Genomic DNA, 25,555 nt, shown 5'->3' on the forward strand with positions numbered 1-25,555 from the left:
AAAGCAGTCCGGAGGAGATGTGATCGAGATCCACGCTTTCGACACCCAGGAAGCGCAAAGCGAAGCGCTCGCGCGCGCCGTCGGCGATGCGCTGCGCGCGGCGCTCGGCGGCCCCGCGCGCCCGACGCTCGCGGTGTCCGGCGGCACGAGCCCGCGCCCGTTCCTGCAAACGCTGTCGCACGCCGCGCTCGACTGGGCCGGCGTCGACGTCACGCTGGTCGACGACCGCTGGGTGCCGGAGAACGACCCGGCCAGCAACGCGCAACTCGTGCGCGACACGCTGCTGCAGCACGCGGCGGCCACCGCCCGCTTCCTGCCGCTCGTCGACACGCGCGCGTCGCTCGACGCGCACGTCGCCGCACTCAACGCGAATGCCGATTACCGCGTGCCGACCGTCGCCGTGCTCGGCATGGGCGAGGACGGCCACACCGCGTCGATCTTCGCCGACGCGCCCGAATGGGACCACGCGATCACGACGCCCGAACGCTTCGTCGCCGTGCATCCCGGTGCGGCGCCGCATGCGCGCGTGAGCTATTCGCTCGATGCGTTGAAGCGCGTCGACCGGCTGTTCCTGCTGATCGCCGGCGCCGCCAAGCGCGACGTGCTCGACGCCGCGGCGGCCACGCTGCAGAAGAATGCGATTTCCCAACTGGCCAACGACAAGGGGACCAAGCTCGATGTCTACTGGTGCGCAAAGTAAGGCTGTCGTCGCCGGCCAGCACGCCGACGGCCCGCGCCTGCTCGCGGACGTCGGCGGCACCAACGCGCGTTTCGCGCTGGAAACCGGCCCGGGCGAAATCACGCAGATCCGCGTCTATCCGGGCGCGGACTACCCGACGCTCACCGACGCGATCCGCAAGTATCTGAAGGACGTGAAGATCGCCCGCGTGAATCACGCGGCGATCGCGATCGCGAACCCGGTCGATGGCGACCAGGTCACGATGACCAATCACGACTGGAGCTTCTCGATCGAGGCGACGCGCCGCGCGCTCGGCTTCGACACGCTGCTCGTCGTCAACGACTTCACTGCGCTCGCAATGGCGCTGCCCGGCCTGACCGACGCGCAGCGCGTGCAGATCGGCGGCGGCGCGCGCCGCCAGAACAGCGTGATCGGGCTGCTCGGGCCCGGCACCGGGCTCGGCGTATCGGGCCTGATTCCGGCGGACGACCGCTGGATCGCGCTCGGCAGCGAAGGCGGTCACGCGTCGTTCGCGCCGCAAGACGAGCGCGAGGATCTCGTGCTGCAGTACGCGCGCAAGAAATTTCCGCACGTGTCGTTCGAACGCGTATGCGCGGGCCCCGGCATGGAGATCATCTACCGGGCGCTCGCCGCGCGCGACAAGAAGCGCGTCGCCGCGTCCGTCGATACGGCCGAGATCGTCGAGCGCGCGCATGCGGGCGACGCACTCGCGCTCGAAACCGTCGAATGCTTCTGCGGCATTCTCGGCTCGTTCGCCGGCAGCGTCGCGCTGACGCTCGGCGCGCTCGGCGGCGTCTATATCGGCGGCGGTGTCGCGCTGAAGCTCGGCGAACTGTTCACGCGCTCGTCGTTCCGTGCGCGCTTCGAGGCGAAGGGCCGCTTCGCGCACTATCTCGAGAACATCCCGACCTACCTGATCACCGCCGAATACCCGGCGTTCCTCGGCGTGTCGGCCATTCTCGCGGAGCAGCTGTCGAACCGTTCGGGCGGCGCATCATCGGCCGTGTTCGAGCGGATCCGCCAGATGCGCGACGCGCTGACGCCGGCCGAGCGCCGCGTCGCCGATCTCGCGCTGAACCATCCGCGCTCGATCATCAACGACCCGATCGTCGACATCGCGCGCAAGGCCGACGTGAGCCAGCCGACGGTGATCCGATTCTGCCGCTCGCTGGGCTGCCAGGGCCTGTCGGACTTCAAGCTGAAGCTCGCGACCGGCCTGACCGGCACGATTCCGATGAGCCACAGCCAGGTGCACCTCGGCGACACGGCCACCGACTTCGGCGCGAAGGTGCTCGACAACACGGTGTCCGCGATCCTGCAGCTACGCGAGCACCTGAACTTCGAGCATGTCGAGAACGCGATCGAGATCCTGAACGGCGCGCGCCGCATCGAGTTCTACGGGCTCGGCAATTCGAACATCGTCGCTCAGGACGCGCATTACAAGTTCTTCCGCTTCGGGATTCCGACGATCGCGTACGGCGACCTGTACATGCAGGCCGCGTCGGCCGCGCTGCTCGGCAAGGGTGACGTGATCGTCGCGGTGTCGAAGTCCGGACGCGCGCCGGAGCTGCTGCGCGTGCTCGACGTCGCGATGCAGGCCGGCGCGAAGGTGATCGCGATCACGTCGAGCAATACGCCGCTCGCGAAGCGCGCGACCGTCGCGCTCGAAACGGATCACATCGAGATGCGCGAGTCGCAGCTGTCGATGATCTCGCGGATCCTGCATCTGCTGATGATCGACATTCTGGCGGTCGGCGTCGCGATCCGTCGCGCGTCAACGAACGGTGAGTTGCCGGAGGCCGTCGCGCAGGCGCGGGCGCGAGCCACCGACGACGAAACGGCCGACGTGCTCGATTGGTTGAGTCATGGGGCTTCGCCGGCGGCGAAGGACGTCGCGAGGGATTGACGCAGCGGTAGAAAGACGCCACGGGTGAACGACACCCCGAACGCTGGACGGCTGGTCCGGCGTTCGGGGTGTTTTGCATTGGGGAGCCGCTTGGCGTTGGCGTGCCGCAGTGGGCGAATCGACGAATTAACACTGTGCAATACAGTCACGTCATTGCAATTCGAGCTGTATCGCCAATGGTGACAACGGACACGCCGCCATGACGATATTGCGTCAATTGGTTAGGGGGAGAGAGGGGCTCGAAATTCGGATATCCTCGCATCCATCATGGAATTTTTCCTTTACCCCGACCAGCTCAAGCACAACGATCCTCAGCCCAAAAGTATGTCACTTAATTTTTAAATAATTTCCGCAGCAAAAGAAATAAATCGGTCAACCGACAGCAATTTTACACCCAATACATCACAGCTTTCGCTTGAACTCAACAGATTCCCCACTAACGCGAGCGGGATTATAGCCATCCCTTCCAAAAACAAGCTCGGCTATGAATTATTATACTCATCGACACCCCTCGATCCGAGAAGATCGATCGAGTCCTTCGGAGCAGATCTATGGAAATGTGCGAAAGATTATTACGGCCTTACCGGAACAACGATTCTGGTTGGAGCAGGAGGAATCCCGATCAAAAAATCGTTACTTGGACATCCAGTAATAGGAAATTCAAGCAAGTACACGAATATCGTCAGCGACATTGGAATTAAGTTTTTCCCCAGATTAGTGTTGCCGCAGGGTCCCATCTCAAATTTCGCCAAGAAAGCGTTTGGCACGGTCCGCGTATTTGGAGTACTTGGACGAGCCTCGGGAGCGGGTGCAATTGCCATGGCTGTGATTGATGCAGCCCTCATAGCAAAGTGCGCGTATGATGCAAGACATGGAAACCAAGCCTCAAGCACCGCCCTCGAAAGAAGAGATAACTGAAATCGTAATCGACATCTTCGTCAGGGAAATTGCTTTCATCGACCGAAGTGAAGTGTCAAAAAACACGAACATACTCGATGACTTTAAAATATATTATGATGACATTTCCTTATTTTTGTTAGCAGTATTTCGACACTTCAACATGCAAATAATAACCAACCCAGACTGCCCACCCACGATAGAAGGTATTTCGAATTTTGTATTCACCCATCTTTCTGCCGACAAAAATTTCGAAGAACGGCACATTCATAAAGGACTCTGGCGGAGATTTTTAAGTTGGATGCAAGCGCATTAGGGGCCTTGTTGGCTGGGTCATTGCTGCCAAGGATGTCACGATGATCAGCATTCGTTCCGTGTCGCGCTATAACGCGCTTGTTAAGCCTGAGGACAAGGTGTTCTGATGAGCCAGTTTACGTGGAACGAGTTTGAGGATTTTGTGAGAAGGGAGGCCGGTGTTAGTCCCCAAAAAATTCTCACAAAAGATCACGCCGTCGAGGGTGATTTGGATATTACCGGCGACGATGCAGTCGAGTTTATGGAGCGCTTCTTCGATAAATTTCCAGTGCAAGTTGGAGATTTTGAGTTCAATCGCTACTTCTCAGGAGAGGGCTTTAGCTTGATTGAACTGGCGCGGATGGCTTTCTCCAGAAAACGCCGAGAAAAATATGACAAAGTGCCACTGACTCTAGGCATGCTCTATCAGGCTATTTTGGATGGAGCGTGGAGCAATCAGCGCTTGGAAAGCCTGCCGCGCTGATTGCTCCTAGCCACAAGACCGGTTCATCTTTTAGGCGATGTGTTGGATCTGTGCATACCCCTGGAGTCTGCCATCAGACAAAATTCACTGCTCCGGTGTGTGATGTCCTGCGCCCTGATGTTCGCGGCACAACACAGCCACGCCATGGATATGTCGTCGTCGCCACAAGCCGGCGCCCGAACCTACGCGCGGAACTACAAGGACATGGTGCTCGCTGAATGCATCGCGACCGCTTATCGGAATGAACCGTCCGCTGCGATGGACGCGGGAAGCAGCGCCAGTGCACTAATGGACTGGACCGACTTCGATCTGGAACGGAATCCCGACGTAAGCAAATCGCTCGTCAATCGCTTTCTTGCACGCGACTACTGCAATCCGGTCGTCGAGTCCGAAATCAAGGGCGTGAGATTCGACTTTTTAAAATGCCTGGATCTGTATCACAGCCAGGAACTCGAGACCGAAGTCCGACGATTCGTGAACAACCCGAAGCGCAGCTATTGACTCGACAATCGCCCGTCAGGCCGTTCAAAGTGATGCAGAGGGGGAAGCTCAAACCCGTCGACCGCCCTCCTCCGCCAGTTTCGCCGCGCTGCTCAAGCCCCGGCCCGCACCGGCCGCCCATGCCAGCGCAGCACCAGATAACGCCCGACCAGACACAGCACGCCGGTAACACCGATCGTCACGCCCATCGCGAGCGGCGTGCCGTCCGCCAGCGCGCCGATCGCGACGCTCGCGAGCGCGCCGAGCGCAAGCTGCATCGCGCCGAACACGGCCGCGGACGCGCCTGCATTGTGCGGATAGCGATGCATCAGATCCGTCGTGCAGTTTGCCGAAAGAATCCCGACCACGCCGACGACGAAGAACAGGCACACGACGATCGACCACAGCCCGCCCCACCCGGTCAGCGCGACGAGCGCCACCGCGAGCGACGCGATGCCGCTCACGAGCGACGCGGCCGAGATGATGCGCAGCGAGCCGAGACGGCCGACGAGCCGCGTGTTGGTGAAGTTGCCGATCATGATCCCGACGACGTTCAGCCCGAACAGCAGCCCGTAGTGCTGCGGCGATACGTGGAAATACTCGATGTACACGAACGGCGTCGCGGTGATGTACGAGAACATCGACGCGAACGCCATTCCGCCGCACAGCATGTGCCCCCACGCGACCGGATCGGACAGGATGCGTCCGTACGCGGCGAACGACGCGAGCACGGCCGCGCTCTTGCGCCGCTCCTTCGGCCAGGTCTCGGGTACGCGCAGATACGCGGTCGCCGCGCACAGCGCGCCGAACGCGGCGAGCACGACGAACACGCCGCGCCAGCCGGCGAAGCGCAAGATCTGGCCGCCGATCAGCGGCGCGAGCAGCGGCCCGACCGCGGTGACGATCGCGACCATCGACAGCACCTTCGCCGCGTCGGTCGGCTCGTGCGCGTCGCGCGCGATCGCGCGGGCGAGCACCGACGCGGCGCCCGCGCCGAGCGCCTGCAGGAAGCGCACGAGAATCAGCATGTCGATCGAGGTCGCCACGAAGCAGCCGACGCTCGCGACCGTAAACAGCGCGATGCCGCCGAGCAGCACCGGACGGCGGCCCCACGTGTCTGACAGCGGGCCGTACAGCAGCATGCCGATCGAGAAGCCGGCCATGAAGCTCGTCAGCGTGCGCTGCGCGGCGCCGGGGCTCACGGAGAAGCCTGCGGCGATCGACGGCAGGCTCGGCAGGTACATGTCGGTGGCGATCGGCCCGCAGGCGGCGAGCGCGCCGAGCAACAGGATCAGCCGGGCATCGGGCCGGCGCCGGACGACGTGGGACATGGGTATCCGGATTGGAGGCCCGCGCGCATCGGGGCGCGCGTGGCGGTGAAGACGGGAGGCCGCGCCGCGAACGGCGCGTTCAGGCCCATGATTGTACGCGCAACTTTTTCGCGTGCCGCGCCCGGCTCGAACGCGGCTGCACGGTCGGCGTCGAGATTCGCACGCGAATTCTCCTGCGAATTCGCACGCGGATTCGATTAAGCTTGCTGCTCCCCGCCGCTCTCGTCTGACCATTCCGACGTACGACCGAAACGATGACCGCGTTCCTGCTGATCTGGAGCCCCAAGAAGTGGCCGTGGCCCGAACTGGCCGACGTCGCCGCGCGCGTGAAGGCCGGCGAGGCCGTGCACGACGTGTGGGGCTGCGGCTTCGCGCGCGGCATCCTGCCGGGCGACCGCGTGTTCCTGCACCGCGTCGCGAAAGAGCCGAAAGGCGTGTTCGGCTCCGGCTACGTGACGCGCGCGCCGTACGAGGTCCCCGACCCGGCGACCAAACGCGGCTACCGGCTCTGCATCGACTTCGTCTACGACTGGCTGGTCGACGCGCATCAGGACGTCGTGATCCCGCGCGGCGCGCTGCGCGTGCATCCGTACTCGGTGCAGACCTGGGATGCTCAAAGCTCCGGCACGTCGATCAAGCCGATGGTCGAGGGTCCGCTGGAAAAGCGCTGGGCCGAGCTGACCGGCAAGCGCAAGCCGCCGCGATAAAAGGGGGCGATCGCGCGTACGCGCGCCGTTCGCGGGTACCGCCCGACCTGTTTCCCTACGCGCCGAAAGGCCGCGGACCCGGCCACGGGCCCGCCGCGCGCGTCTCTTGTACAATCGGACGATCGTTCCGCCCAGGCGCCGCGGCCCGTGCACAGGCCCCCGCGCCCCTCTCTCGCAGGTTTCGCACATGTCCAACAATCAGATCCTCTTCGAACGCGCCCAGAAGACCATTCCGGGCGGCGTCAACTCGCCGGTGCGCGCGTTCCGTTCCGTCGGCGGCACGCCGCGCTTCGTGTCGCGCGCGCAGGGCCCGTACTTCTGGGATGCCGACGGCAAGCAGTACATCGACTACATCGGGTCGTGGGGCCCGATGATCGTCGGCCACGTGCATCCGGAAGTGCTGTCGGCCGTGCAGAACGTGCTCGCAGACGGCTTCTCGTTCGGCGCGCCGACCGAAGCGGAGATCGAGATCGCCGAGGAAATCTGCAAGCTCGTGCCGTCGATCGAACAGGTGCGGATGGTGTCGAGCGGCACCGAGGCCACGATGAGCGCGCTGCGCCTCGCACGCGGCTTCACGGGCCGCAGCCGCATCGTCAAGTTCGAGGGCTGCTACCACGGCCACGCGGACAGCCTGCTGGTCAAGGCCGGCTCCGGCCTGCTGACGTTCGGCAACCCGACGTCGGCCGGCGTGCCCGCGGACATCGCGAAGCACACGACCGTCCTCGAATACAACAACGTCGCGGCGCTCGACGAAGCATTCGGCGCATTCGGCGACGACATCGCCGCGGTGATCGTCGAGCCCGTCGCGGGCAACATGAACCTCGTGCGCGGCACGCCGGAATTCCTGAATGCGCTGCGCACACTGTGCACGAAGCACGGCGCCGTGCTGATCTTCGATGAGGTGATGTGCGGGTTCCGCGTCGCGCTCGGCGGCGCGCAGGCGCACTATGGCATCGCGGCCGACCTGACCTGCCTCGGCAAGGTGATCGGCGGCGGGATGCCGGCTGCCGCGTTCGGCGGCCGCCGCGACATCATGGCCCACCTCGCGCCGCTCGGCGGCGTGTACCAGGCCGGCACGCTGTCGGGCAACCCGATCGCTGTCGCCGCGGGCCTGAAGACGCTGCAGCTGATCCAGGCGCCCGGCTTCTACGACGCGCTCACCGCACGGACGAAGCGCCTCGCCGACGGGCTCGCGGCCGAAGCACGCGCGGCCGGCGTGCCGTTCGTGGCCGACTCGATCGGCGCGATGTTCGGCCTGTATTTCGCCGAGCGCGTGCCGACGAGCTTCGCGGACGTCACGAAGAGCGACGTCGAGCGCTTCAACCGCTTCTTCCACCTGATGCTCGACGAAGGCGTGTACTTCGCGCCGTCCGCGTACGAGGCCGGCTTCGTGTCGAGCACGCACGACGACGCGGTGATCGACGCGACGCTCGCGGCCGCGCGGCGCGCGTTCGCGGCGCTGGCCGCCTGACCGGGGTCCGCGCGCATGTTCTCGGATACCGACTTCGCCCACATGCAACGCGCGCTCACGCTCGCGGCGCGCGGCATGTACACGACCGCGCCGAACCCGCGCGTCGGCTGCGTGATCGTCAAGCACGGCAGCGTGATCGGCGAAGGCTTCACGCAGCCGGCCGGCCTGGATCACGCGGAAGTGCAGGCGCTGAAGGACGCGCGTGCGCGCGGCCATGACGTCGCCGGCTCCACCGTGTACGTGACGCTCGAGCCGTGCAGCCACTTCGGCCGCACGCCGCCGTGCGCGAACGCGCTGATCGACGCACGCGTCGCGAAGGTCGTCGCGGCGATGGAAGATCCGAATCCGCAGGTGTCCGGGCGCGGCCTCGGGATGCTGCGTGACGCGGGCATCGACGTGCGCTGCGGGCTGCTCGCGAACGAGGCGGGCGAGCTGAACATCGGTTTCGTGTCGCGAATGACGCGCGGCCGCCCGTGGGTGCGGATGAAGACGGCCGCGTCGCTCGACGCGCGCACCGCGCTGCCGTCCGGCGAAAGCCAGTGGATCACCGGCGAGGCCGCGCGTCTCGACGGCCACGCGTGGCGCGCGCGCGCGTGCGCGATCCTGACCGGGATCGGCACCGTTCGCGAGGACAACCCGCTGCTGACCGTGCGCGGCATCGACACGCCGCGCCAGCCGCAGCGCGTGCTGATCGACAGCCGTCTCGACCTGCCGCTCGATGCGCGGCTGCTCGAAGGCGCGCCGCTGTTGATCTTCTGCGGCCGGCTCGATGCGGCCGGCGATATACGCGCGAATGTCCTGAAGTCGCGCGGCGCGGAAATCGTGCCGCTCGCGAATGCGCAGGGCAAGGTCGACCTGCCGGCGATGCTGGCGGAGCTCGGCGCGCGCGGCGTGAACGAGTTGCACGTCGAGGCCGGCCACAAGCTCAACGGCTCGCTGCTGCGCGAGCATTGCGTCGACGAACTGCTCGTCTATCTCGCACCGAGCCTGCTCGGCAGCGACGCAGCCGGCATGTTCGACCTCGCCGCGCCGGCGAGCCTCGACGCGCGCACGCGGCTCGCGTTCCACAGCGTCGAGCGGATCGGCGACGATCTGCGGATCCTCGCGCGTGTCGCGCCGCCCCCCGCGTCCCACTGAACGGAGCCGTCACGATGTTTACCGGAATTGTCGCGGCCGTCGGCCGCATCGAATCGATCACCCCGCTCGGCGCGTCGCCCGACGCGGGCGTGCGGCTGACCGTGCACGCGGGCGGCCTCGACCTCGCCGATGTCGCGCTCGGCGACAGCATCGCGATCCAGGGCGCGTGCATGACGGTCATCGAGAAGACCGGCGCGGGCTTCGACGTCGACGTGTCGCGCGAAAGCCTGAACCGCACGGTCGGCCTCGCGCAGCCGGGCGAAGTGAACCTCGAGAAGGCGCTGCGCGCGCACGACCGGCTCGGCGGGCACATCGTGTCGGGCCACGTCGACGGTCTCGGCACCGTCACGCGGTTTGCGCCGGTCGGCGAGTCGCACGAGCTGCGAATCGTCGCGCCGCGCGAGCTCGGCCGCTATCTCGCGTACAAGGGCTCGATCACGGTCAACGGCGTGAGCCTGACCGTCAACACCATCGACGATCGCGCGGACGGCTGCGAATTCTCGATCAACCTGATTCCGCATACGGTCGAGGTCACGACGCTGCGGCACCTGAAGGCCGGCGACAACGTCAATCTCGAAGTCGACATGATCGCGCGGTATGTGGAGCGGATGCTGTCGGCATCGCAGGGCGTGCATCAGGACTGATGGCGGCGGTTTTGCCGCTGGAATCCCTGAAATCACCGGACAGGGAATGGCGGCCGCCGGAGCGGCCCGGCACCTGGCCGAACGGCCAACGACGCGCACGGCCCATCGCGGCGCGCTAAGATGCAACGGCAGCGGATCTGGCGCCGCCACGCACGGCGCGACGGATACCGGCTGCCCCTTTTTCACCAGGAGTCGTTCCCATGTCCATCTCGATGTACCAGGCTTCGCTGCCTGTCCTGATCCGCGGCCTCACCAACCTGCAGCACATCCTCGGCAAGGCGCAGGCGCACGCGGCCGAGAAGCAGATCGACCCGTCGGTGTTCATCGGCGCACGCCTCTATCCGGACATGCTGCCGCTCGTCCGTCAGGTCTACATCGCGACCGACACGGCCAAGGGCTGCGCCGCGCGCCTCGCCGGCGTCGACATCCCGAGCTATCCCGACGTCGAGCAGACGTTCGACGAACTGCATGCGCGTATCCAGAAAACGATCGACTATCTGAAGAGCTTCGACGCCGCACAGATCGACGGCAGCGAAGCGCGCCAGGTCGTGCTGAAGATGCGCGTCGGTCCGATCGAGTTCACCGGGCAGTCGTACCTGCTGAATTTCGTGCTGCCCAACTTCTTCTTCCACGTGACGACCGCGTACGACATCCTGCGCCACAGCGGCGTCGAACTCGGCAAGCTGGACTACCTCGGCGGCCGCAACGAGCAAGGCTGACGCACGGCCGAGCCGTGGGCGCCGCGCGGCCTTCCGGGCGCCGCGGCGCTCCGGGCCGGCTCGCCATACGGTCCCGCCGCACCGCTTTCCGGCGCGCCCGCCGGACGCGGGCGCCCCCTGCCGGCGGAAACGCCGTCCGACTGGCGTAAAATACGCACTTTCCTCTTTCTCGCCCCTTTATGACGCTCGCCTCCACGCTCGACATCATCGCGGAGTTGAAAGCCGGCCGGATGGTGATCCTGGTCGACGAAGAAGATCGCGAAAACGAAGGCGACCTCGTGATCGCCGCCGAATTCGTCACGCCGGAAGCGATCAACTTCATGGCCAAGTACGGCCGTGGCCTGATTTGTCTGACGTTGACGCAGGAGCGCTGCAAGCAGCTGCACCTGCCGCTGATGACCTACCGCAACGGCACGCAGTACGGCACCGCGTTCACGGTCAGCATCGAAGCGGCCGAAGGCGTGACGACCGGCATCTCGGCCGCCGATCGCGCGCACACGATCGCCACGGCGGTCGCGCACGACGTCCGCCCCGAGCACATCGTGCAGCCCGGCCACGTGTTTCCGATCATGGCGCAGCCGGGCGGCGTGCTCGTGCGCGCCGGCCACACCGAGGCCGGCTGCGATTTCACCGCGCTCGCGGGCCTCACGCCGGCCGCGGTGATCTGCGAAGTCATCAAGGACGACGGCACGATGGCGCGCCTGCCCGACCTGCTCGAATTCGCGAAGGAGCACGGGCTGAAGATCGGCACGATCGCCGACCTGATCCAGTACCGCAGCCGCACCGAATCGATCATCGAGCGCATCGCCGAGCGCACGATGCAGACCGCGCACGGCACGTTCCGCGCGGTGCTGTACCGCGACCAGCCGAGCGGCTCGCCGCACATCGCGCTGGTGCGCGGCACGCCGTCGCCCGACGTCGATACGCCGGTGCGCGTGCACGAGCCGCTGTCGGTGCTCGACCTGCTCGAGACGGGCATCTCGACGCACTCGTGGACGCTCGACGCCGCGATGCGCGACATCGCGGAACGCGACCTCGGCGTGATCGTGCTGCTCAACTGCGGCGACACGAAGGAACATCTGATCGACGTCTTCAAGGCGTTCGACGAGGAAGAAAGGGCCGCTGCGCTGAAGCGCCGGCCGGTCGATTTCAAGACGTTCGGCATCGGCGCGCAGATCCTGCGCGATGTCGGCGTCGGCAAGATGCAGGTGCTGTCGAATCCGCGCAAGCTGGGCAGCATGTCCGGCTACGGCCTCGAAGTCACGGGCTTCATCCCGATGCCCGGCGGCGAAGCCAAGTCCTGCCCGGCGCCGAGCGCGTAACCCGCCACGGCGCTTTCGCCCTATAACCGTTCATCCACACCACGGACAAGATCATGGAAATCGGACAATACCAACCGAATCTCGAAGGCGACGGCCTGCGTATCGGCATCGTGCAATCCCGCTTCAACGAACCCGTCTGCAACGGCCTCGCCGATGCCTGCGTCGAAGAACTCGAGCGCCTCGGCGTCTCCGGTGAAGACGTGCTGCTCGTGTCGGTGCCCGGCGCGCTGGAAATTCCGCTCGCGCTGCAAAAGCTCGCGGAAAGCGGCCAGTTCGACGCACTGATCGCGCTCGGCGCAGTGATCCGCGGCGAGACGTACCACTTCGAACTCGTGTCGAACGAGAGCGGTGCGGGCATCACCCGCATCGGCCTCGACTTCAACCTGCCGATCGCGAACGCGGTGCTGACGACCGAAAACGACGAGCAGGCCGTCGCGCGCATGACCGAGAAGGGTCGTGACGCCGCACGCGTCGCGGTCGAGATGGCCAACCTGACGATGGCGCTCGACCAGCTCGGCGACGACGAGGACGAAGAAGAAGACGAAGACGACGAAGAGGAGCGCGCATGAAGAAGAGCGCCCGCCGACAATCGCGCGAGCTGGCGACGCAGGGCCTGTATCAGTGGCTGCTGTCGAACGCGGCGCCCGGCGAGATCGACGCGCAGCTGCGCGGCGCGCTCGGTTACGACAAGGCCGACAAGGAACTGCTCGATGCGATCCTGCACGGCGTGATTCGCGAGCATGCGACGCTCGTCGAAGCCCTCACGCCGTCGCTCGACCGTCCGATCGACCAGCTGTCGCCGGTCGAGCGCGCGGTGCTGCTGATCGCGACGTTCGAGCTCACGCACCATGTCGAAACGCCGTATCGCGTGATCATCAACGAAGCTGTCGAACTCGCGAAGACGTTCGGCGGCTCCGATGGCTACAAGTACGTCAACGGCGTGCTCGACAAGCTCGCCGCGAAGCTGCGCCCTGCCGAAACGCAGGCGCGCCGCAACGGCTGATGCCGTAGCTGGACGGGCGCGCAAGCGCCCGTTTTTCGTTCTCCCTCGCCACTCCCGCCCCGCCCGACCGATGAATACCACCGCCGATTCGCTCGTCACGCTCGCTGCACGCGTCGACGCGATCCAGCCCTTCTACGTGATGGAACTGATGAAGGAGGCACAGCGGCTCGAGTCCTCCGGGCGCGATGTTATCCACATGGGCATCGGCGAACCGGACTTCACGGCGCCCGAGCCCGTTGTCGAAGCGGCTGCGGCCGCGTTGCGCCGCGGCGTCACGCAGTACACGAGCGCGCTCGGCATCGCACCGCTGCGCGAAGCGATTGCCGCGCACTATGCGCGCGCGTACGGCCTCACGATCAGCCCCGAGCGGATCGTCGTGACCGCCGGCGCATCGGCCGCGCTGCTGCTCGCCTGTCTGGCGCTCGTCGGCCGTGACGACGAGGTGCTGATGCCCGACCCGTCGTATCCGTGCAACCGGCACTTCGTCGCGGCGGCCGAAGGCCGCCCGGTGCTCGTGCCGAGCGGCCCGCAAGCGCGTTTCCAGCTCACTGCCGACGACGTCCGCACGCGCTGGGGCAGCCGCACGCGCGGCGTGCTGCTCGCGTCGCCGTCGAACCCGACCGGCACGTCGCTCGAGCCGGGCGAGCTGAAGCGGATCGTCGAGGCCGTGCGCGCACGCGGCGGCTTCACGATCGTCGACGAGATCTACCAGGGGCTCAGCTACGACGCGGCGCCCGTGTCGGCGCTGTCGTACGGCGACGACGTCGTCACCGTTAACAGCTTCTCCAAGTACTTCAGCATGACCGGCTGGCGGCTCGGCTGGCTCGTCGTGCCGCCCGCGCTGGTCGGCACGTTCGAAAAGCTGTCGCAGAACCTGTTCATCTGCCCGTCCGCGCTCGCGCAGCATGCGGCGCTCGCATGCTTCGAGCCGGCCGCGCTCGACATCTACGAAGCCCGCCGCGTCGAATTCAAGCGCCGCCGCGACTTCATCGCGCCGGCGCTCGAGCGGCTCGGCTTCACGGTGCCCGTGATGCCGGACGGCGCGTTCTACGTGTATGCGAACTGCTGCGGCGTCGCGCATCCGGCCGCCGGCGACAGCGCGGCGCTCACGCAGGCGATGCTGCACGACGCCGGCGTCGTGCTGGTGCCGGGCATGGATTTCGGTGTCCATGCGCCGCATGACTATATCCGGCTGTCCTATGCGACCGCCTACTCACGTCTCGAAGAGGCCGTCGATCGGCTCGCGAAGCTGTTCGGGCAGCACTGACGCCGACTGCCGCCGGTCCGCGCCAGCGGATCGGCCATCACAGCGCACGCACGCGAAAAAAAAGCACCCGGATCGGGTGCTTTTTCATTTCCGTGGCGCGAGAGCTGGCCGGGTATTACGCGCCCAGCTCCGAACGATCGCCGTGTGCCTGCTTCGTGGTATCGACGCTCGCATCGTCCTGCTGCGGCGCGCCCTTCGGCGCGGCAGCGGCCTTCGCGGTGATCGGCTGGGCGCCGTCGAGCGTCGCGTGCACGCGCTTCGCGCCGCCTGCCGCTGCCGTCACGGCCGCGGTGACGATCGGCTTCGACGGCTGGGCCGGTGCCTGCGGCGCGTTGATCGGCACGCTGCGGCCGTGCGCGACGTCGCGCAGGCGGCTGCGCTCGGCCATCACCTTCGACCCGTACGCGTTGTCGTCCGGGTTCGTCGAGCCGTTGTACAGCCGCAGGCCGTTCGCGAGCGAGCCGCCGCGGGCGATGCAGTCCTTCAGCACCAGTGCACCGACCTGCAGGTTCGCGAGCGGTTGCAGAGCGGTGTCGGTCCCGCCGAAATACTCGAACTTGTCGGAATGGACCTTCGACATGACCTGCATCAGGCCCTGCGCGCCGACGCCGCTTTCGGCGTACGGGTTGAAGCCCGATTCGATCGCCATCACCGACAGCAGCAACAGCGGATCAAGGCCGACGTCGTGACCGGTCTGGAACGCAGCCTTGACCAGTTGGCCGACCGGCTCCTGCGCGACCCGGTAACGGCGCGACAGGTAGGTGGCGACGAGCGCCTGTTCGCGGTTCGACGCGAGCGCGCGATCGTCGCGCGCTTCGGCCGGAACGCGCTGGGTCGGGATCAGCTTCGCGAGCGCGACCGGCGACGGGCCGTTGCGGGCCGGATCGGACGCGTCGTTCTGTGCGGCGGCCTCCGGTGCGACGTCGAGGCCGACGGCGAGCGCATCGGTTTCGGGGGCGTCTTCCTGCTGCGGCTGCGCGCCGGCCGGCGCGAAGTTCGGCAGCGGATGACCGGTCAGCAGACGGGCCGGACCGGCCTGCACGGCCGCGGATACGACCGGCATCAGCTTCGCGGCGAGGCTCCCGCGCACGGTCGGCAGCAGCCACAGGGCAAGCGCGACCGCGACAGCGAAACAGCCGACGACGCTGAATAGATGGTGACTGACACGCGTCCCGCGACGCAGCATGTCGCGCACGAACTGCGCATGCTGCTCACTGGGACGCCACGATAACCAAGCGTTCATTCAGATCATCTCCCATGAACATGACTCGTGCGGCTCGCTCAGCTCGGTGGCGAGACAAAAACGCGCCGCGGAATCACGACGCCGCACGCCTTGGTTGGGGCGCGCAAGCATCGGGGAAACGGTATAAGTACCGTTCAGGGCCACGGTGTAAGAAGGCCGGCGCCTTCGCACGTTGGGCGAGGCGGGCATACGCGGTGGCACCCACGCAAAAAACCAGCGTCTGGTGGCGCTGGCTGGGACTACGACAAAGGCCGTCGAATACGCCGTGCAGGTTTCGGCGGACGGTGACGCGCTGCGTCAAAGATCGGTGATTGGCGGCTCGAAGCCTTTACCCTGCAGCCAATGTGAGCGGATTCTAGCAGGGTTTTATAGATCGTCAACACTATAAAACCTTGAAATTATAACAAAAAGTAATTTCAAACCGCCCTTCAGTTCGCGAGCCCCGTGCCGTAGGGGCTTCGCGCGCCCCTCGACTTTTTTCATGACCGCGCGGGCGCGCGGCGGCCCGGGTAAAATCGTCGGTCGATTCGGGGCCGCAGCGGCTGCTGCGCCCGCCCATCGCTGCCCGTCGTGCGGGCAGCCCGGACCTTCTTCATGAAATACAAAGACTTACGCGATTTCATCCAGCGCCTGGAGGCGCTCGGCGAACTGCGGCGCGTCACGCAACCCGTGTCGCCCGTGCTCGAAATGACGGAGCTGTGCGATCGCGTGCTGCGCGCCGGCGGCCCGGCGTTGCTGTTCAATGCGCCGCCCGGCAATGCATTCCCGGTGCTCGGCAACCTGTTCGGCACGCCGCGCCGCGTCGCGCTCGGGATGGGCGTCGATGCGGGCGACGACGCCGCGCTCGGCTCGCTGCGCGATGTCGGCCGGCTGCTGTCCGCGCTGAAGGAGCCGGAGCCGCCGAAGAGCCTGAAGGACGCCGGCAAGCTGCTGTCGTTGGCGAAGGCCGTATGGGACATGGCGCCGAAATCGGTGTCGTCGCCGCCGTGCCAGGAGATCGTCTGGGAAGGCGCGGACGTCGACCTGAACAAGCTGCCGATCCAGACCTGCTGGCCGGGCGACGCAGGACCGCTCGTCACGTGGGGCCTTACGGTCACGCGCGGGCCCAACAAGCCACGCCAGAACCTCGGGATCTACCGCCAGCAGCTGATCGGCCGCAACAAGCTGATCATGCGCTGGCTCGCGCATCGCGGCGGCGCGCTGGACTTCCGCGAGTTCGCGCTGAAGAACCCGGGCAAGCCGTACCCGGTCGCGGTCGTGCTCGGCGCGGATCCTGCCACGACGCTCGGCGCGGTGACGCCGGTGCCCGATACACTGTCCGAGTACCAGTTCGCAGGCCTGCTGCGCGGCAGCCGCACCGAGCTCGCGAAATGCCTGACGCCCGGCGTCGATACGCTGCAAGTGCCGGCGCGCGCGGAAATCGTGCTCGAGGGCTTCATTTATCCGCAGGAAGGCACGCCCGCTCCCGCTCCGGCCGGCGCGCCGCCGCGTCCGGCCGGCAACGCGGCCGCCGCGTACGAGCACGCGCTCGAAGGCCCGTACGGCGACCACACCGGCTACTACAACGAGCAGGAGTGGTTTCCGGTGTTCACCGTCGAGCGCATCACGATGCGCCGCGACGCGATCTATCACTCGACCTACACGGGCAAGCCGCCCGACGAACCGGCCGTGCTCGGCGTCGCGCTCAACGAGGTATTCGTGCCGCTGCTGCAGAAGCAGTTCACCGAGATCACCGACTTCTATCTGCCGCCGGAAGGCTGCAGCTACCGGATGGCCATCGTCCAGATGAAGAAGAGCTACGCGGGCCATGCGAAGCGCGTGATGTTCGGCGTGTGGAGCTTCCTGCGGCAGTTCATGTATACGAAGTTCATCGTCGTCGTCGACGAGGACGTGAACATCCGCGACTGGAACGAGGTGATCTGGGCGATCACGACGCGCGTCGATCCCGTGCGCGACACCGTGATGGTCGACAGCACGCCGATCGACTATCTCGATTTCGCGTCGCCGGTCGCGGGCCTCGGCTCGAAGATGGGGCTCGACGCGACCAACAAGTGGCCCGGCGAGACGAACCGCGAATGGGGCCGTCCGATCGAGATGGACGCGGCCGTGAAGGCGCGCGTCGATCGGCTCTGGCAAGAGATCGGACTCTAGGCCGGCACGGCCGGCATGCGCCGGCCCGTGCATCGCACTTACCCGCCACTCGAACGACGATGAGCTTTCCCCCCGCCTCGATGCTGTCCGACGGATTCTTCCTGTCGCTGTCGCTGTGTCTCGACATCGGCCTCGTCAACGTCGCGATGCTGTCCCTGACGCTGTCGCACGGCTTCCGGCCTGGCTTCTGGCTCGGCGTCGGCTCGTGCGTCGGCGATCTCGTGTACGCGGCGCTCGCGCTCGCGGGAATGGCCGTGCTGCTGCAGTTCGAAGCCGTGCGCTGGATCGTGTGGATCGGCGGCGGCGCAGTGCTGCTGTTCCTCACGTGGAAGATGGCGCGCGAAGCGCTCGCACCGGCCGGCGACGCCGGCGGCGGCGAGGCGGACGACGCGCCGCAGCCACGCGCCAGCGCGCGACGCAGCTTCATGCGCGGGATGCTGCTCGCGATGTCGTCGCCGAGCGCGATCCTGTGGTTCGCGGCGGTCGGCGGCGCGCTGATCGCGAAAGCCGGCGCGACCACGCCGGCAACGGCGTCGGTGTTCCTGTCCGGCTTCTTCCTCGGCGGCCTCGCATGGACGCTCTTCATGTGCACGCTCGCGAGCCAGGGCCGCAAACGCGCGGGCGCGGGGCTGATGCGCGCGTGCCACGTCGCGTCCGCGCTGCTGTTCGCGTATTTCTCGTACAGCGTGATCGTCGGCGGCTATCGCGACCTGATCGCCCACGCGGCGTAACCGGCGGGCCGACCACGCGTTCGGCCGGGCCCAAATGAAAAACGGCGCAACGTCCGGTGAAGGACGTTGCGCCGTTTTGCCGCGCGCGGTCAGACCGCGCGGGCCGCGTCAACGACGCCAGTAACCGTGGTGCCCCCAGCCGCCGTAACCATGACGCCAGTACGGACGGCCGTAGTAGCCGCCGACGACCACGGCGGGCGGCGCATAGTACGCCGGCGCCGGCGCGTAATACACGGGCGGGGGCGGCGGTGCGTAATAGACGGGCGGCGGCGGCGCATACACGGGATACGCAGGTGCGACCGGCACCCCGATGCCGACCCCGATCGACACGTGGGCCTGCGCGGCGCTCGCGGCACCCAGCCCCAGCGCGGCGGCGGCGATGAACGGAATGAGCTTTTTCACTTCGATTCTCCTGCTGGAGCGGTAATTTGTGCGCTCCTGTCGGCAACGGCGGGCATGCACGTCGCATGCAAGCAATGTAGCGAAAACCCGCCCGTCATGTATTTCGCATTTGTTGCAAATTGCAATCCCATGCGGCTGCGGCCTCGGCGGGACGCAGCTTTGCGGAACGTGGCTCGTCCTTGCGGGCCGCGCGATTCCGTCCGGCTTCAGATATCGCCACGCGGGCACCGGTCAGTCTTACCGGCTCCGGCGAGCACGGCGCGCATGCTTGCGTAATGAACGATTACAAATTTGAGACAAGACGCCGACAATTCAAGCGTGACCACGGCCCCGGTCGATTCGGGGACGGATTCAACGGCGCCCGAGGTGATCTGCCGGCGCGCGCCGCGTTCGGGACACACGCCGCAGCCGCTCGTACCCGTGGCGCGCCCCGTCAGCCGCCGCCGTCCGCGCCGGGATCGAAACAACCTTTCGCGACCGCCGCGTCATTCCTGCGATACTGGCGACTGCCCTTTCTCGCGTGATCCCCGATCATGGCCCTTCCCGCCACTCCCCGCCTCGGCTTCATCGGCGCCGGCCGCCTCGCGCGCTGCGTCGCGCAGCGTTTTGCGACCGCCGGCTTTCCGGTCGTCGCGATCGCGAGCCGCACCGACGCATCGGCCGCGGCACTCGCCGCGCGCATCGACGGCTGCCGCGTGGTCGGCACGCCGCAGGAGGTCGTCGATGCCGCCGACCTCATCTTCGTGACCGTGCCCGACGATCACCTGGCGTCGACGGCCGCCGCGCTGCGGTTCGATCCGTCGCGCGCGGCGGACCAGGCGCTCGTCCACTGCAGCGGCGCGTCGGCGGTCGCGCTGCTGGACCCGGCCAAACGGCAGGGCGCGGCCACCGGCGGCTTCCATCCGCTCTACCTGTTCGGCGGCACGGACGCGGATCTCGCGCGCATCGACGGCTGCTCGGTCACGCTCGAGGCCGACGGCGCGCTGCACGCGACGCTGCTGCGGCTGACTGCCGCACTCGGCTGCCATCCGCTGTCGATTCCGGCCGGCGGCCGGATGCTCTATCACGCGGCCGCGCATTACGCGGCGAGCTTCGCGCTGTGCGGTCTGTCGGAAGCGGTCGAGCTGTGGCGCGGCCTCGGCTTCGACGAGGAAGCGGCGCTGCGCGCGCTGCTGCCGATGCTTGCCGGCACGATCGAGACCGCGCGCGACAAGGGCCTCGCGAACGCGCTTGCGGGCCCGGTGTCGCGCGGCGACACCGGCATCGTCGAACGCCAGCTCGCACTGCTCGAAGCGCGCGGCGGCGATCACGCGACGCTGTATGCGTTGATGACACGCCGCGCCGTCGCGCTCGCGGCGAAGCGCGCCGCACCGCCGGCCGCGCTGCCGGCGCTCGCGCAGGCCGTCGAAACGTCGCTCGCGCGCACCGCCGGGTCGGCCTCCCCGTCGCGAGACGAGGCGTGATAAGGTGTCGGCCGATGCGCCGCCATCCGGCGTTGGCGGCCGCACGCTACCCGACTGTATAAAAAGGATGCCAACGATGTTCGGCGAGATCGCCCGTTTTCTGCTCAATACCGTCTTTACCCTGTTCGGCGCCGCGCTGATTTTGCGCGTCTGGATGCAAGCCGTCCGCGTGCCGCCGTACAACCCCGTCACGCAGGCCGTGCTGCAGGCGACCAACTGGCTCGTGCTGCCGCTGCGCCGCGTGATCGCGGGCGTGCGCGGCATCGACTGGGCGAGCGTCGTCGCGGCGCTCCTGACCGCACTCGTCTATGTGGTGCTGATGGTGCTGATGGCCGGCTTCGACCCGGCCGCGGTGATCGCGACGCTCGTCGTGGTCGCGCTGCTCACCGTCGTGAAGTGGGCGCTCAATCTCGTGATCTGGATGACGATCCTGATGGCGCTGCTGTCGTGGCTCAATCCGCGCTCGCCGGCGATGCCGATCCTCTACCAGCTCACCGCGCCGTTCCTGAACCCGCTGCGCCGCGTGATCCCGAATCTCGGCGGCATCGACCTGTCGCCGATCCTGCTGTTCGTGATCGTGCAGGTGCTGCTGATGGTCGTCACGCGTGCGGCCGTCGCGCTGACGATGTTCGGCATCTGACGCGTCGCCGCGCTACGCTGCCGGCCCCTGCGCCGGCGGCGCGCCGAGCGTGTCGATCACGCCGAAGCGGGCCGGAATCATCGCGTAGCACACGCGCACCTTTTCCTGCGACAACCGCTCGAGCAACTGCTGCGCCTCGTCCTCGGTGACGACGAATTCGACCTCGATCGCGAGCGAGCCCTGCAGTTCGAAGAAACGGTCTTCGTGCAGCACGCGATGCCGGCCGAAGCCCGCGATCGCGCGGAACGCGGAGCCGCCCGCGACGCCCATCCGGTTCCCTTCCTCCATCAACCACTCCCACAGCGGCTTCCAGTGCAGCCGGTGCTGCTCGTGCACGTAGAAGCGCAAGAAGACCCTGTCCATCGCGCCCTCCCGGTGTCGGCGCGCTCAGGCCGCCGCGAACCACGCGCGCGCGGTCCACATGCCGAGCGCCGTCAGCGTGAACGATCCAGTCAAGTGTAGGGCAGCCACCGCAAACGCCCATCCCAATTCGCCCTGCATCGCGTGCGTCATTACTTCGACCGAATACGTCGAGAACGTCGTGAGACCGCCGAGGAAGCCCGTGATCACGAACAGCCGCCACTCGGGCGGCAGCCCGACGCGGGTGGTGAATACGACGGCGGCGACGCCGATCACGTAGCCGCCGATCAGGTTCGCGGCGAGCGTGCCGAGCGGCACCGCCGGAAAGAATGCGTTGAGCGCGAGGCTCAGGAACCAGCGCAGCAGCGCGCCGAGCCCGGCGCCGACGAAAATCGCGACGATCGAATAGAACAAGGAAACTCCTCGCTGGCGACGCCGCGTGGCGGATGCGGCCTACGCCGAACTGTATGCGCAATCGCGCCGCGGCCGCAATGGCGCCGGGCGACATCCCGCCGCGCTCAACCGCCGTGCCATGCGCGGTCGAGCGCGACGAGCGTCGCGAGCGCGCCGCCTTTCAGCCCGATCACGTCAGCACGCCGCGCGTGCGCTTCGCGCGCGTTGATGCGGATCACATGCGCGCCGAGCTTTTCGCTCAGCAGCCGCACGGTCGGAATCGCGGTGCCCGCGCCGATCTCGACGACCGTCACCCGGCCGGCCTGCGCGAGCCATGCGTCGAGTGCCCGCTGCTGCGCGTCGTAGCGGTCGCCGAGCCAGCCGCGGTCGCCGAACATCAGGATGTTCGGCCGCGCGAGGCCGCCGCAACGCGGACAACGCGGCAACGCGCCGATCAGCCGGCACGCGGCCGGGTCGACATCCGGTATGAACGGCGCGGCATCCCACGTGTCGTCGGAGCACGGCCGCAGGCACTGCATCGCATGAATCGAACCGTGGATCTCGGCGATTCGCGCCGGATCGAAGCCGGCCTTCTGGAACTGGCCGTCGACGTTGCTCGTCAGCACGAAACCGCCGTTCGGCATCGCGTCCATCCAGCGCCGCAGGATCGCGAAGCCCGCGTGCGGCGCCGTCCGCCGGTAGAGTTCGAGCCGATGCCCGTAGAAGCCCCACGCGAGTTGCGGATGCGCACGGAACGCCTGCGGCGATGCGATCTCGTGAAATTCGAAACGCTCGTGACGCAGTGCGGGATACGCACGCCAGAAACCGTCCGTGCCGCGGAAATCGGGCAGGCCCGAATCGACGCCGATACCGGCGCCGGCCGTCACGAGCAGCGCATCGGCGCGCGCGAGCGCGTCGACGGCCGATGCGACCCGTTCGGCCGGCAGCGGCGCACCGGCGGCATCGGAATCGAGGGAGTCGGGCGAGTCGGGCGAGTCGGAAAGCGGCATGATGGAGCAGCGGTAACGTCTAACGGTGCGCGAGTCGCGTCGCGCGATGATACGCCGGTTCCAGCGCCGCGCCACCGCGTGGTGCGGCCGCGGCTTGCCCGCGCGCGGGTTCGTGCAGCGCGACGTCAACTTCCGCGCGACGGTCTTCGTCGTCGCACCGACCACATCGCCCGCCCGATGTCAGCGTGCCGACAGGCCGGGCTTGCTACCATGGCCGGCCGCCCACCCGCCGTGTCGAGTTCCGCCGATGTCTTCCGCCTCCCCGATCGAACGCGTGCCACCCAATGGCGACGCGCCGCCGCCCGGCGTCCTCGCGCTGTTCATCGCGTTCGCGCAAATCGGCCTGACCAGTTTCGGCGGCGGGTTGAGCGGGCGCATGCTGCGCGACTTCGTGCACGAGCGGCGCTGGCTCGACGAAGAGGCATTCCTCAACGGCCTTGCGCTGTCGCAGGCGCTGCCCGGCGTCAACGTGAAGAACCTCGCGATCTGGATCGGCTACCGGCTCGCCGGATGGCGCGGCGCAGTAGCCGGCTTCACCGGCATCATCGCGCCGCCGGCCGTGCTGATCGTGCTGTTCGGCGTCGCGTTCTCGACGCTCACGCGGTTCACGCTCACGCACGTCGCGCTCGCGGGTGCGGCCGCCGCGGCGATCGGATTGTCGGTCTCGATGGCGATTACCGCGGTGCGGCGCTTGCCGCGCCGTGCGCTGCCGTTCGCAACGATGGCGCTCACGTTCGTATCGGTGGCGGTGCTGCACTGGCCACTCGTGCGGACCGTGCTGATCGGCGGCGCGCTGAGCGTCGCGCTCGAATACCGCCGCGCGGGCGCCTCGACCGACGGGAGCGACGACCGATGACCGCTTCATCGCGTTACGCCGCGCTGTTCGGCTTGTTCGCGCCGCTGTCGATCGCGACGATCGGCGGCGGTCAGACGATCATCGCCGACATCCAGCGGCAGGTCGTCGACGTACATCACTGGATGACGGCCACGCAGTTCGTGAACGACTTCGCGATCGCGCGGATGGCGCCCGGCCCCGGCTCGCTGCTCGCGACGCTGATCGGCTGGCAGGTGGCGGGCTTCTGGGGCGCGGTGATCGCGACGCTCGCGCTGTTCGGGCCCACCGCATTCCTGATCTACGGCGTCGCGCATCTGTGGCGCCGGCATCAGCGCGCACGCTGGCAGATCGCGCTCGAGGCGGGCCTGCGGCCGGTCGCGGCCGGCATGATCGTCGCGTCGGTGTGGGTGCTGCTGCAGGCGCTCGACGGCGGCTGGCCCGCGCGCGCGATCGCCGTTGTATCGACCGTGTTCGTGATGACGACGCGCATTCATGCGCTGCTGCTGATCGTCGTCGGGGCGTTGGTGCTGGTCGGCGTGCACGCGATCGGCTGAAGGCGGCACGGCATGCTGACGTGGGCCCCGGCGTTCAGCGATCTGCCAAAGCGCGAAACGCGCGATACGCATCGGCATGCAGCTCGAAGCCGATGCCCGGCGCCTGCGGCACGGCCGCGTAACCGGCGTCGATCGACTGACCGTCGGCGAGCCCGCTGAACGGCTGGAACGCGAACGGACTGACTTCCGCACCGCCGAGCCCGAGCGCAGCCACGACGTGCAGCGAAAACAGATGACCGCCGTGCGGCCAGAACGCGTCGCGCCGCCAGCCGCTCGACACGAAATGGTCGACGATCTGCAGGTAGCCCGGCAGACCGTAGCAATGCACCGGGTCGAACACGAGGACGTCGCGATCGGCCCGCAGGCCGCCGTAGCGATCCAGCAGCTTCGCTTCCGCGAGCGAGAACAGCGCTTCGCCCGCCGCCACCGGCGGCGCGTACTGCGCGGTCAGATCCGCATGCAGCGGCAGGTCGAGCGGATCGCACAGATCCTCGAACCACCAGAGCCCGAACGGCGCCAGCATCGCCGCGGCGGCGCGGCCGCTCGTCGCGTCGTACGTGTTCATCGCATCGACCGCGAGATGCGAGCTGCCGGCGAGCCGCGCGGCGGCCACTTCGATGCGCCTTTTGTCCTGGTCGAGATCCGGCCCGCCGATCTTGATCTTCGCATGCGTGTAGCCGAGCTCGACGATCCGGCGCATCTCGTCCGACAGACGCGCGAGATCGTCGTGCGGATAGCGGTAGCCGCCGCCCGCGTACACGCGCACACGCGGCGCCGCACTGCGCGCGGGCCGGCCGGCGATGAAGCAATGGAGCGGCAGGCCCGCGATCTTCGCGGCGGCATCCCAGATCGCCATGTCGAGCACGCCGACCGCCACGCAGCGTTCGCCATGCCCGCCAGGCTTCTCGCCCGCCATCATCGCGCGCCATGCGCGAAGCGGATCGAGATTCGTGCCGGCGTCGTCGGCGATCGCGTCAGCAGCCGCCAGCAGCCGAGGCGCGAATCGTTCGCGAATCAGCCCGCCTTGCGCATAACGGCCGACCGACGCGTAGCCGTAACCCGTCACCGGGCGCCCATCGCGCACGGCGTCGGTGATCACCGCGACGATGCTCGTCGTCAGCCCGCCCGATGGGATGGCCGGATCGGCGTAGCGGGAAACCGGGATCGCTTGCTCGCGGATGTCGGTGATGCGCATGGTCGGGTTCCGGGAAGGCGTTCGATGTTCGCGCCCATGCACGCATGCGTGGTGCGGCGCGGTTGACGGATCGCTGCATCATAGGCGCTTGCGCGATGTCTTGCAGGCCGCGACGACGCGGCGGCGTCCGCATCGTTCCGTACTGCCGAAGCGCGCGCCGGTATCAGCGTGCGATCGGCTGTTGCGTGATACGCGGTGCGCGTCGTATACGTTGAA

27 protein-coding genes and 1 pseudogene are annotated in these 25,555 nt (G+C 67.3%); 21 read left to right on the top strand and 7 right to left on the bottom strand.

Features of this window, described 5'->3' with window-relative positions; all coding sequences use genetic code 11:
• The first annotated feature begins 19 nt into the window (after positions 1-19).
• The 6 genes and pseudogenes from pgl (at position 20) to BSE24067_RS10715 (ending at position 4,782) form a co-directional block, all read left to right on the top strand.
• A complete protein-coding gene (pgl, locus tag BSE24067_RS10695; RefSeq protein WP_151063341.1) occupies positions 20-700 on the top strand; it encodes a 6-phosphogluconolactonase in 681 nt (226 codons plus the stop codon).
• Positions 678-2,606, top strand: coding sequence for a bifunctional transcriptional regulator/glucokinase (locus BSE24067_RS10700; RefSeq protein WP_151063340.1), 1,929 nt, complete (start codon positions 678-680; stop codon positions 2,604-2,606). The genes pgl and BSE24067_RS10700 overlap by 23 nt, the downstream gene beginning before the upstream one ends.
• 871 nt (positions 2,607-3,477) lie before the next feature.
• Positions 3,478-3,819: a hypothetical protein gene (locus tag BSE24067_RS10705; RefSeq protein ID WP_151063339.1), complete on the top strand. Its 342-nt coding sequence runs from the start codon at positions 3,478-3,480 to the stop codon at positions 3,817-3,819.
• 4 nt (positions 3,820-3,823) lie between these two features.
• Positions 3,824-3,925, top strand: a pseudogene (locus BSE24067_RS33115) (STM2901 family protein); the annotation flags it as partial.
• Positions 3,925-4,281, top strand: a complete 357-nt coding sequence (locus tag BSE24067_RS10710) for a DUF1493 family protein (RefSeq protein WP_151063338.1) — start codon at positions 3,925-3,927, stop codon at positions 4,279-4,281. The pseudogene BSE24067_RS33115 and the gene BSE24067_RS10710, both read left to right, overlap by 1 nt.
• 102 nt (positions 4,282-4,383) lie before the next feature.
• A complete protein-coding gene (locus tag BSE24067_RS10715; RefSeq protein ID WP_151063337.1) occupies positions 4,384-4,782 on the top strand; it encodes a type VI secretion system amidase immunity protein Tai4 in 399 nt (132 codons plus the stop codon).
• A 92-nt stretch (positions 4,783-4,874) separates the two neighbouring features.
• Here the strand turns inward: BSE24067_RS10715 and BSE24067_RS10720 are convergent, their stop codons facing one another.
• Positions 4,875-6,092: a Bcr/CflA family multidrug efflux MFS transporter gene (locus tag BSE24067_RS10720; RefSeq protein ID WP_151063336.1), complete on the bottom strand. Its 1,218-nt coding sequence runs from the start codon at positions 6,090-6,092 to the stop codon at positions 4,875-4,877.
• Positions 6,093-6,346: 254 nt separating this feature from the next.
• Here BSE24067_RS10720 and BSE24067_RS10725 point away from each other — a divergent pair, with 254 nt between their 5' ends.
• The 9 genes from BSE24067_RS10725 (at position 6,347) to BSE24067_RS10765 (ending at position 14,362) form a co-directional block, all read left to right on the top strand.
• Complete coding sequence (locus tag BSE24067_RS10725) at positions 6,347-6,799, top strand: hypothetical protein (protein ID WP_151063335.1); 453 nt, start codon at positions 6,347-6,349, stop codon at positions 6,797-6,799.
• Between the two features lie 187 nt (positions 6,800-6,986).
• Positions 6,987-8,270, top strand: a complete 1,284-nt coding sequence (hemL, locus tag BSE24067_RS10730; RefSeq protein ID WP_151063334.1) for a glutamate-1-semialdehyde 2,1-aminomutase — start codon at positions 6,987-6,989, stop codon at positions 8,268-8,270.
• A 15-nt stretch (positions 8,271-8,285) separates the two neighbouring features.
• Positions 8,286-9,407 (top strand): bifunctional diaminohydroxyphosphoribosylaminopyrimidine deaminase/5-amino-6-(5-phosphoribosylamino)uracil reductase RibD, encoded by a 1,122-nt coding sequence (gene ribD, locus BSE24067_RS10735; RefSeq protein WP_151063333.1) that lies wholly within the window; start codon positions 8,286-8,288, stop codon positions 9,405-9,407.
• 14 nt (positions 9,408-9,421) lie between these two features.
• Positions 9,422-10,051, top strand: a complete 630-nt coding sequence (locus tag BSE24067_RS10740) for a riboflavin synthase (RefSeq protein ID WP_151063332.1) — start codon at positions 9,422-9,424, stop codon at positions 10,049-10,051.
• Between the two features lie 200 nt (positions 10,052-10,251).
• Positions 10,252-10,770 carry a DUF1993 domain-containing protein gene (locus tag BSE24067_RS10745; RefSeq protein WP_151063331.1) on the top strand — a complete coding sequence of 173 codons (519 nt, stop codon included), beginning with the start codon at positions 10,252-10,254 and terminating at the stop codon, positions 10,768-10,770.
• 179 nt (positions 10,771-10,949) lie between these two features.
• Positions 10,950-12,092 (top strand): bifunctional 3,4-dihydroxy-2-butanone-4-phosphate synthase/GTP cyclohydrolase II, encoded by a 1,143-nt coding sequence (gene ribBA, locus BSE24067_RS10750; protein WP_151063330.1) that lies wholly within the window; start codon positions 10,950-10,952, stop codon positions 12,090-12,092.
• Positions 12,093-12,145: 53 nt separating this feature from the next.
• Entirely contained in the window at positions 12,146-12,661 is a 516-nt protein-coding gene (gene ribH / locus BSE24067_RS10755; RefSeq protein ID WP_040143614.1) for a 6,7-dimethyl-8-ribityllumazine synthase, read from the top strand.
• Complete coding sequence (gene nusB, locus BSE24067_RS10760) at positions 12,658-13,095, top strand: transcription antitermination factor NusB (protein WP_060338596.1); 438 nt, start codon at positions 12,658-12,660, stop codon at positions 13,093-13,095. Before ribH ends, nusB begins: the two co-directional genes overlap by 4 nt.
• 70 nt (positions 13,096-13,165) lie before the next feature.
• Positions 13,166-14,362, top strand: coding sequence for a pyridoxal phosphate-dependent aminotransferase (locus BSE24067_RS10765; protein ID WP_151063329.1), 1,197 nt, complete (start codon positions 13,166-13,168; stop codon positions 14,360-14,362).
• Between the two features lie 115 nt (positions 14,363-14,477).
• Here the strand turns inward: BSE24067_RS10765 and BSE24067_RS10770 are convergent, their stop codons facing one another.
• Positions 14,478-15,605 carry a lytic transglycosylase domain-containing protein gene (locus BSE24067_RS10770; protein WP_151063328.1) on the bottom strand — a complete coding sequence of 376 codons (1,128 nt, stop codon included), beginning with the start codon at positions 15,603-15,605 and terminating at the stop codon, positions 14,478-14,480.
• 594 nt (positions 15,606-16,199) lie between these two features.
• Between BSE24067_RS10770 and BSE24067_RS10775 the strand changes: the two genes are divergently transcribed.
• Both BSE24067_RS10775 and BSE24067_RS10780 read left to right on the top strand, forming a co-directional pair.
• Positions 16,200-17,756: a UbiD family decarboxylase gene (locus BSE24067_RS10775; RefSeq protein WP_151063327.1), complete on the top strand. Its 1,557-nt coding sequence runs from the start codon at positions 16,200-16,202 to the stop codon at positions 17,754-17,756.
• A 59-nt stretch (positions 17,757-17,815) separates the two neighbouring features.
• Positions 17,816-18,487, top strand: a complete 672-nt coding sequence (locus BSE24067_RS10780) for a LysE family translocator (RefSeq protein ID WP_151063326.1) — start codon at positions 17,816-17,818, stop codon at positions 18,485-18,487.
• 108 nt (positions 18,488-18,595) lie between these two features.
• On the opposite strand, the gene BSE24067_RS10785 is transcribed toward BSE24067_RS10780, so the two are convergent.
• Positions 18,596-18,889: a hypothetical protein gene (locus BSE24067_RS10785; protein ID WP_040143608.1), complete on the bottom strand. Its 294-nt coding sequence runs from the start codon at positions 18,887-18,889 to the stop codon at positions 18,596-18,598.
• A 533-nt stretch (positions 18,890-19,422) separates the two neighbouring features.
• On the opposite strand from BSE24067_RS10785, the gene BSE24067_RS10790 reads away from it, so the two are divergent.
• Both BSE24067_RS10790 and BSE24067_RS10795 read left to right on the top strand, forming a co-directional pair.
• Positions 19,423-20,352, top strand: a complete 930-nt coding sequence (locus BSE24067_RS10790; protein WP_151063324.1) for a Rossmann-like and DUF2520 domain-containing protein — start codon at positions 19,423-19,425, stop codon at positions 20,350-20,352.
• A 76-nt stretch (positions 20,353-20,428) separates the two neighbouring features.
• Entirely contained in the window at positions 20,429-20,992 is a 564-nt protein-coding gene (locus BSE24067_RS10795; RefSeq protein ID WP_151063323.1) for a YggT family protein, read from the top strand.
• Between the two features lie 12 nt (positions 20,993-21,004).
• Here BSE24067_RS10795 and BSE24067_RS10800 read toward each other — a convergent pair whose 3' ends face one another.
• The 3 genes from BSE24067_RS10800 to BSE24067_RS10810 all read right to left on the bottom strand — a co-directional run bounded on the left by BSE24067_RS10800 (position 21,005) and on the right by BSE24067_RS10810 (position 22,755).
• Positions 21,005-21,355 carry a DUF190 domain-containing protein gene (locus tag BSE24067_RS10800; RefSeq protein WP_151063322.1) on the bottom strand — a complete coding sequence of 117 codons (351 nt, stop codon included), beginning with the start codon at positions 21,353-21,355 and terminating at the stop codon, positions 21,005-21,007.
• Positions 21,356-21,379: 24 nt separating this feature from the next.
• Entirely contained in the window at positions 21,380-21,766 is a 387-nt protein-coding gene (gene crcB, locus BSE24067_RS10805) for a fluoride efflux transporter CrcB (RefSeq protein WP_151063321.1), read from the bottom strand.
• Positions 21,767-21,870: 104 nt separating this feature from the next.
• On the bottom strand, positions 21,871-22,755 hold the full coding sequence (locus tag BSE24067_RS10810) for an SIR2 family NAD-dependent protein deacylase (protein WP_151063320.1): 885 nt from the start codon (positions 22,753-22,755) through the stop codon (positions 21,871-21,873).
• Between the two features lie 247 nt (positions 22,756-23,002).
• Here BSE24067_RS10810 and BSE24067_RS10815 point away from each other — a divergent pair, with 247 nt between their 5' ends.
• Both BSE24067_RS10815 and BSE24067_RS10820 read left to right on the top strand, forming a co-directional pair.
• A complete protein-coding gene (locus BSE24067_RS10815; RefSeq protein ID WP_151063319.1) occupies positions 23,003-23,611 on the top strand; it encodes a chromate transporter in 609 nt (202 codons plus the stop codon).
• Entirely contained in the window at positions 23,608-24,144 is a 537-nt protein-coding gene (locus BSE24067_RS10820) for a chromate transporter (protein ID WP_151063318.1), read from the top strand. The genes BSE24067_RS10815 and BSE24067_RS10820 overlap by 4 nt, the downstream gene beginning before the upstream one ends.
• A gap of 34 nt (positions 24,145-24,178) precedes the next feature.
• On the opposite strand, the gene BSE24067_RS10825 is transcribed toward BSE24067_RS10820, so the two are convergent.
• Complete coding sequence (locus BSE24067_RS10825; protein ID WP_151063317.1) at positions 24,179-25,339, bottom strand: enolase C-terminal domain-like protein; 1,161 nt, start codon at positions 25,337-25,339, stop codon at positions 24,179-24,181.
• Positions 25,340-25,555 lie beyond the last annotated feature (216 nt).

Origin of the sequence: Burkholderia latens (genome assembly GCF_902499045.1) — a bacterium.
In the GTDB taxonomy this organism is placed as follows: domain Bacteria; phylum Pseudomonadota; class Gammaproteobacteria; order Burkholderiales; family Burkholderiaceae; genus Burkholderia; species Burkholderia latens.

Coding starts and splice junctions, on each gene's coding strand:
- ribBA (WP_151063330.1), top strand. CDS start 10,950: ATGACGCTCGCCTCCACGCTCGACATCATCGCGGAGTTGAAAGCCGGC.
- nusB (WP_060338596.1), top strand. CDS start 12,658: ATGAAGAAGAGCGCCCGCCGACAATCGCGCGAGCTGGCGACGCAGGGC.
- ribD (WP_151063333.1), top strand. CDS start 8,286: ATGTTCTCGGATACCGACTTCGCCCACATGCAACGCGCGCTCACGCTC.
- BSE24067_RS10795 (WP_151063323.1), top strand. CDS start 20,429: ATGTTCGGCGAGATCGCCCGTTTTCTGCTCAATACCGTCTTTACCCTG.
- BSE24067_RS10825 (WP_151063317.1), bottom strand. CDS start 25,339: ATGCGCATCACCGACATCCGCGAGCAAGCGATCCCGGTTTCCCGCTAC.
- hemL (WP_151063334.1), top strand. CDS start 6,987: ATGTCCAACAATCAGATCCTCTTCGAACGCGCCCAGAAGACCATTCCG.
- BSE24067_RS10780 (WP_151063326.1), top strand. CDS start 17,816: ATGAGCTTTCCCCCCGCCTCGATGCTGTCCGACGGATTCTTCCTGTCG.
- BSE24067_RS10720 (WP_151063336.1), bottom strand. CDS start 6,092: ATGTCCCACGTCGTCCGGCGCCGGCCCGATGCCCGGCTGATCCTGTTG.
- BSE24067_RS10740 (WP_151063332.1), top strand. CDS start 9,422: ATGTTTACCGGAATTGTCGCGGCCGTCGGCCGCATCGAATCGATCACC.
- BSE24067_RS10710 (WP_151063338.1), top strand. CDS start 3,925: ATGAGCCAGTTTACGTGGAACGAGTTTGAGGATTTTGTGAGAAGGGAG.
- BSE24067_RS10725 (WP_151063335.1), top strand. CDS start 6,347: ATGACCGCGTTCCTGCTGATCTGGAGCCCCAAGAAGTGGCCGTGGCCC.
- BSE24067_RS10770 (WP_151063328.1), bottom strand. CDS start 15,605: ATGAACGCTTGGTTATCGTGGCGTCCCAGTGAGCAGCATGCGCAGTTC.
- BSE24067_RS10810 (WP_151063320.1), bottom strand. CDS start 22,755: ATGCCGCTTTCCGACTCGCCCGACTCGCCCGACTCCCTCGATTCCGAT.
- BSE24067_RS10705 (WP_151063339.1), top strand. CDS start 3,478: ATGGAAACCAAGCCTCAAGCACCGCCCTCGAAAGAAGAGATAACTGAA.
- BSE24067_RS10715 (WP_151063337.1), top strand. CDS start 4,384: ATGTCCTGCGCCCTGATGTTCGCGGCACAACACAGCCACGCCATGGAT.
- BSE24067_RS10815 (WP_151063319.1), top strand. CDS start 23,003: ATGTCTTCCGCCTCCCCGATCGAACGCGTGCCACCCAATGGCGACGCG.
- BSE24067_RS10820 (WP_151063318.1), top strand. CDS start 23,608: ATGACCGCTTCATCGCGTTACGCCGCGCTGTTCGGCTTGTTCGCGCCG.
- BSE24067_RS10775 (WP_151063327.1), top strand. CDS start 16,200: ATGAAATACAAAGACTTACGCGATTTCATCCAGCGCCTGGAGGCGCTC.
- BSE24067_RS10790 (WP_151063324.1), top strand. CDS start 19,423: ATGGCCCTTCCCGCCACTCCCCGCCTCGGCTTCATCGGCGCCGGCCGC.
- ribH (WP_040143614.1), top strand. CDS start 12,146: ATGGAAATCGGACAATACCAACCGAATCTCGAAGGCGACGGCCTGCGT.
- BSE24067_RS10700 (WP_151063340.1), top strand. CDS start 678: ATGTCTACTGGTGCGCAAAGTAAGGCTGTCGTCGCCGGCCAGCACGCC.
- BSE24067_RS10745 (WP_151063331.1), top strand. CDS start 10,252: ATGTCCATCTCGATGTACCAGGCTTCGCTGCCTGTCCTGATCCGCGGC.
- BSE24067_RS10765 (WP_151063329.1), top strand. CDS start 13,166: ATGAATACCACCGCCGATTCGCTCGTCACGCTCGCTGCACGCGTCGAC.
- BSE24067_RS10800 (WP_151063322.1), bottom strand. CDS start 21,355: ATGGACAGGGTCTTCTTGCGCTTCTACGTGCACGAGCAGCACCGGCTG.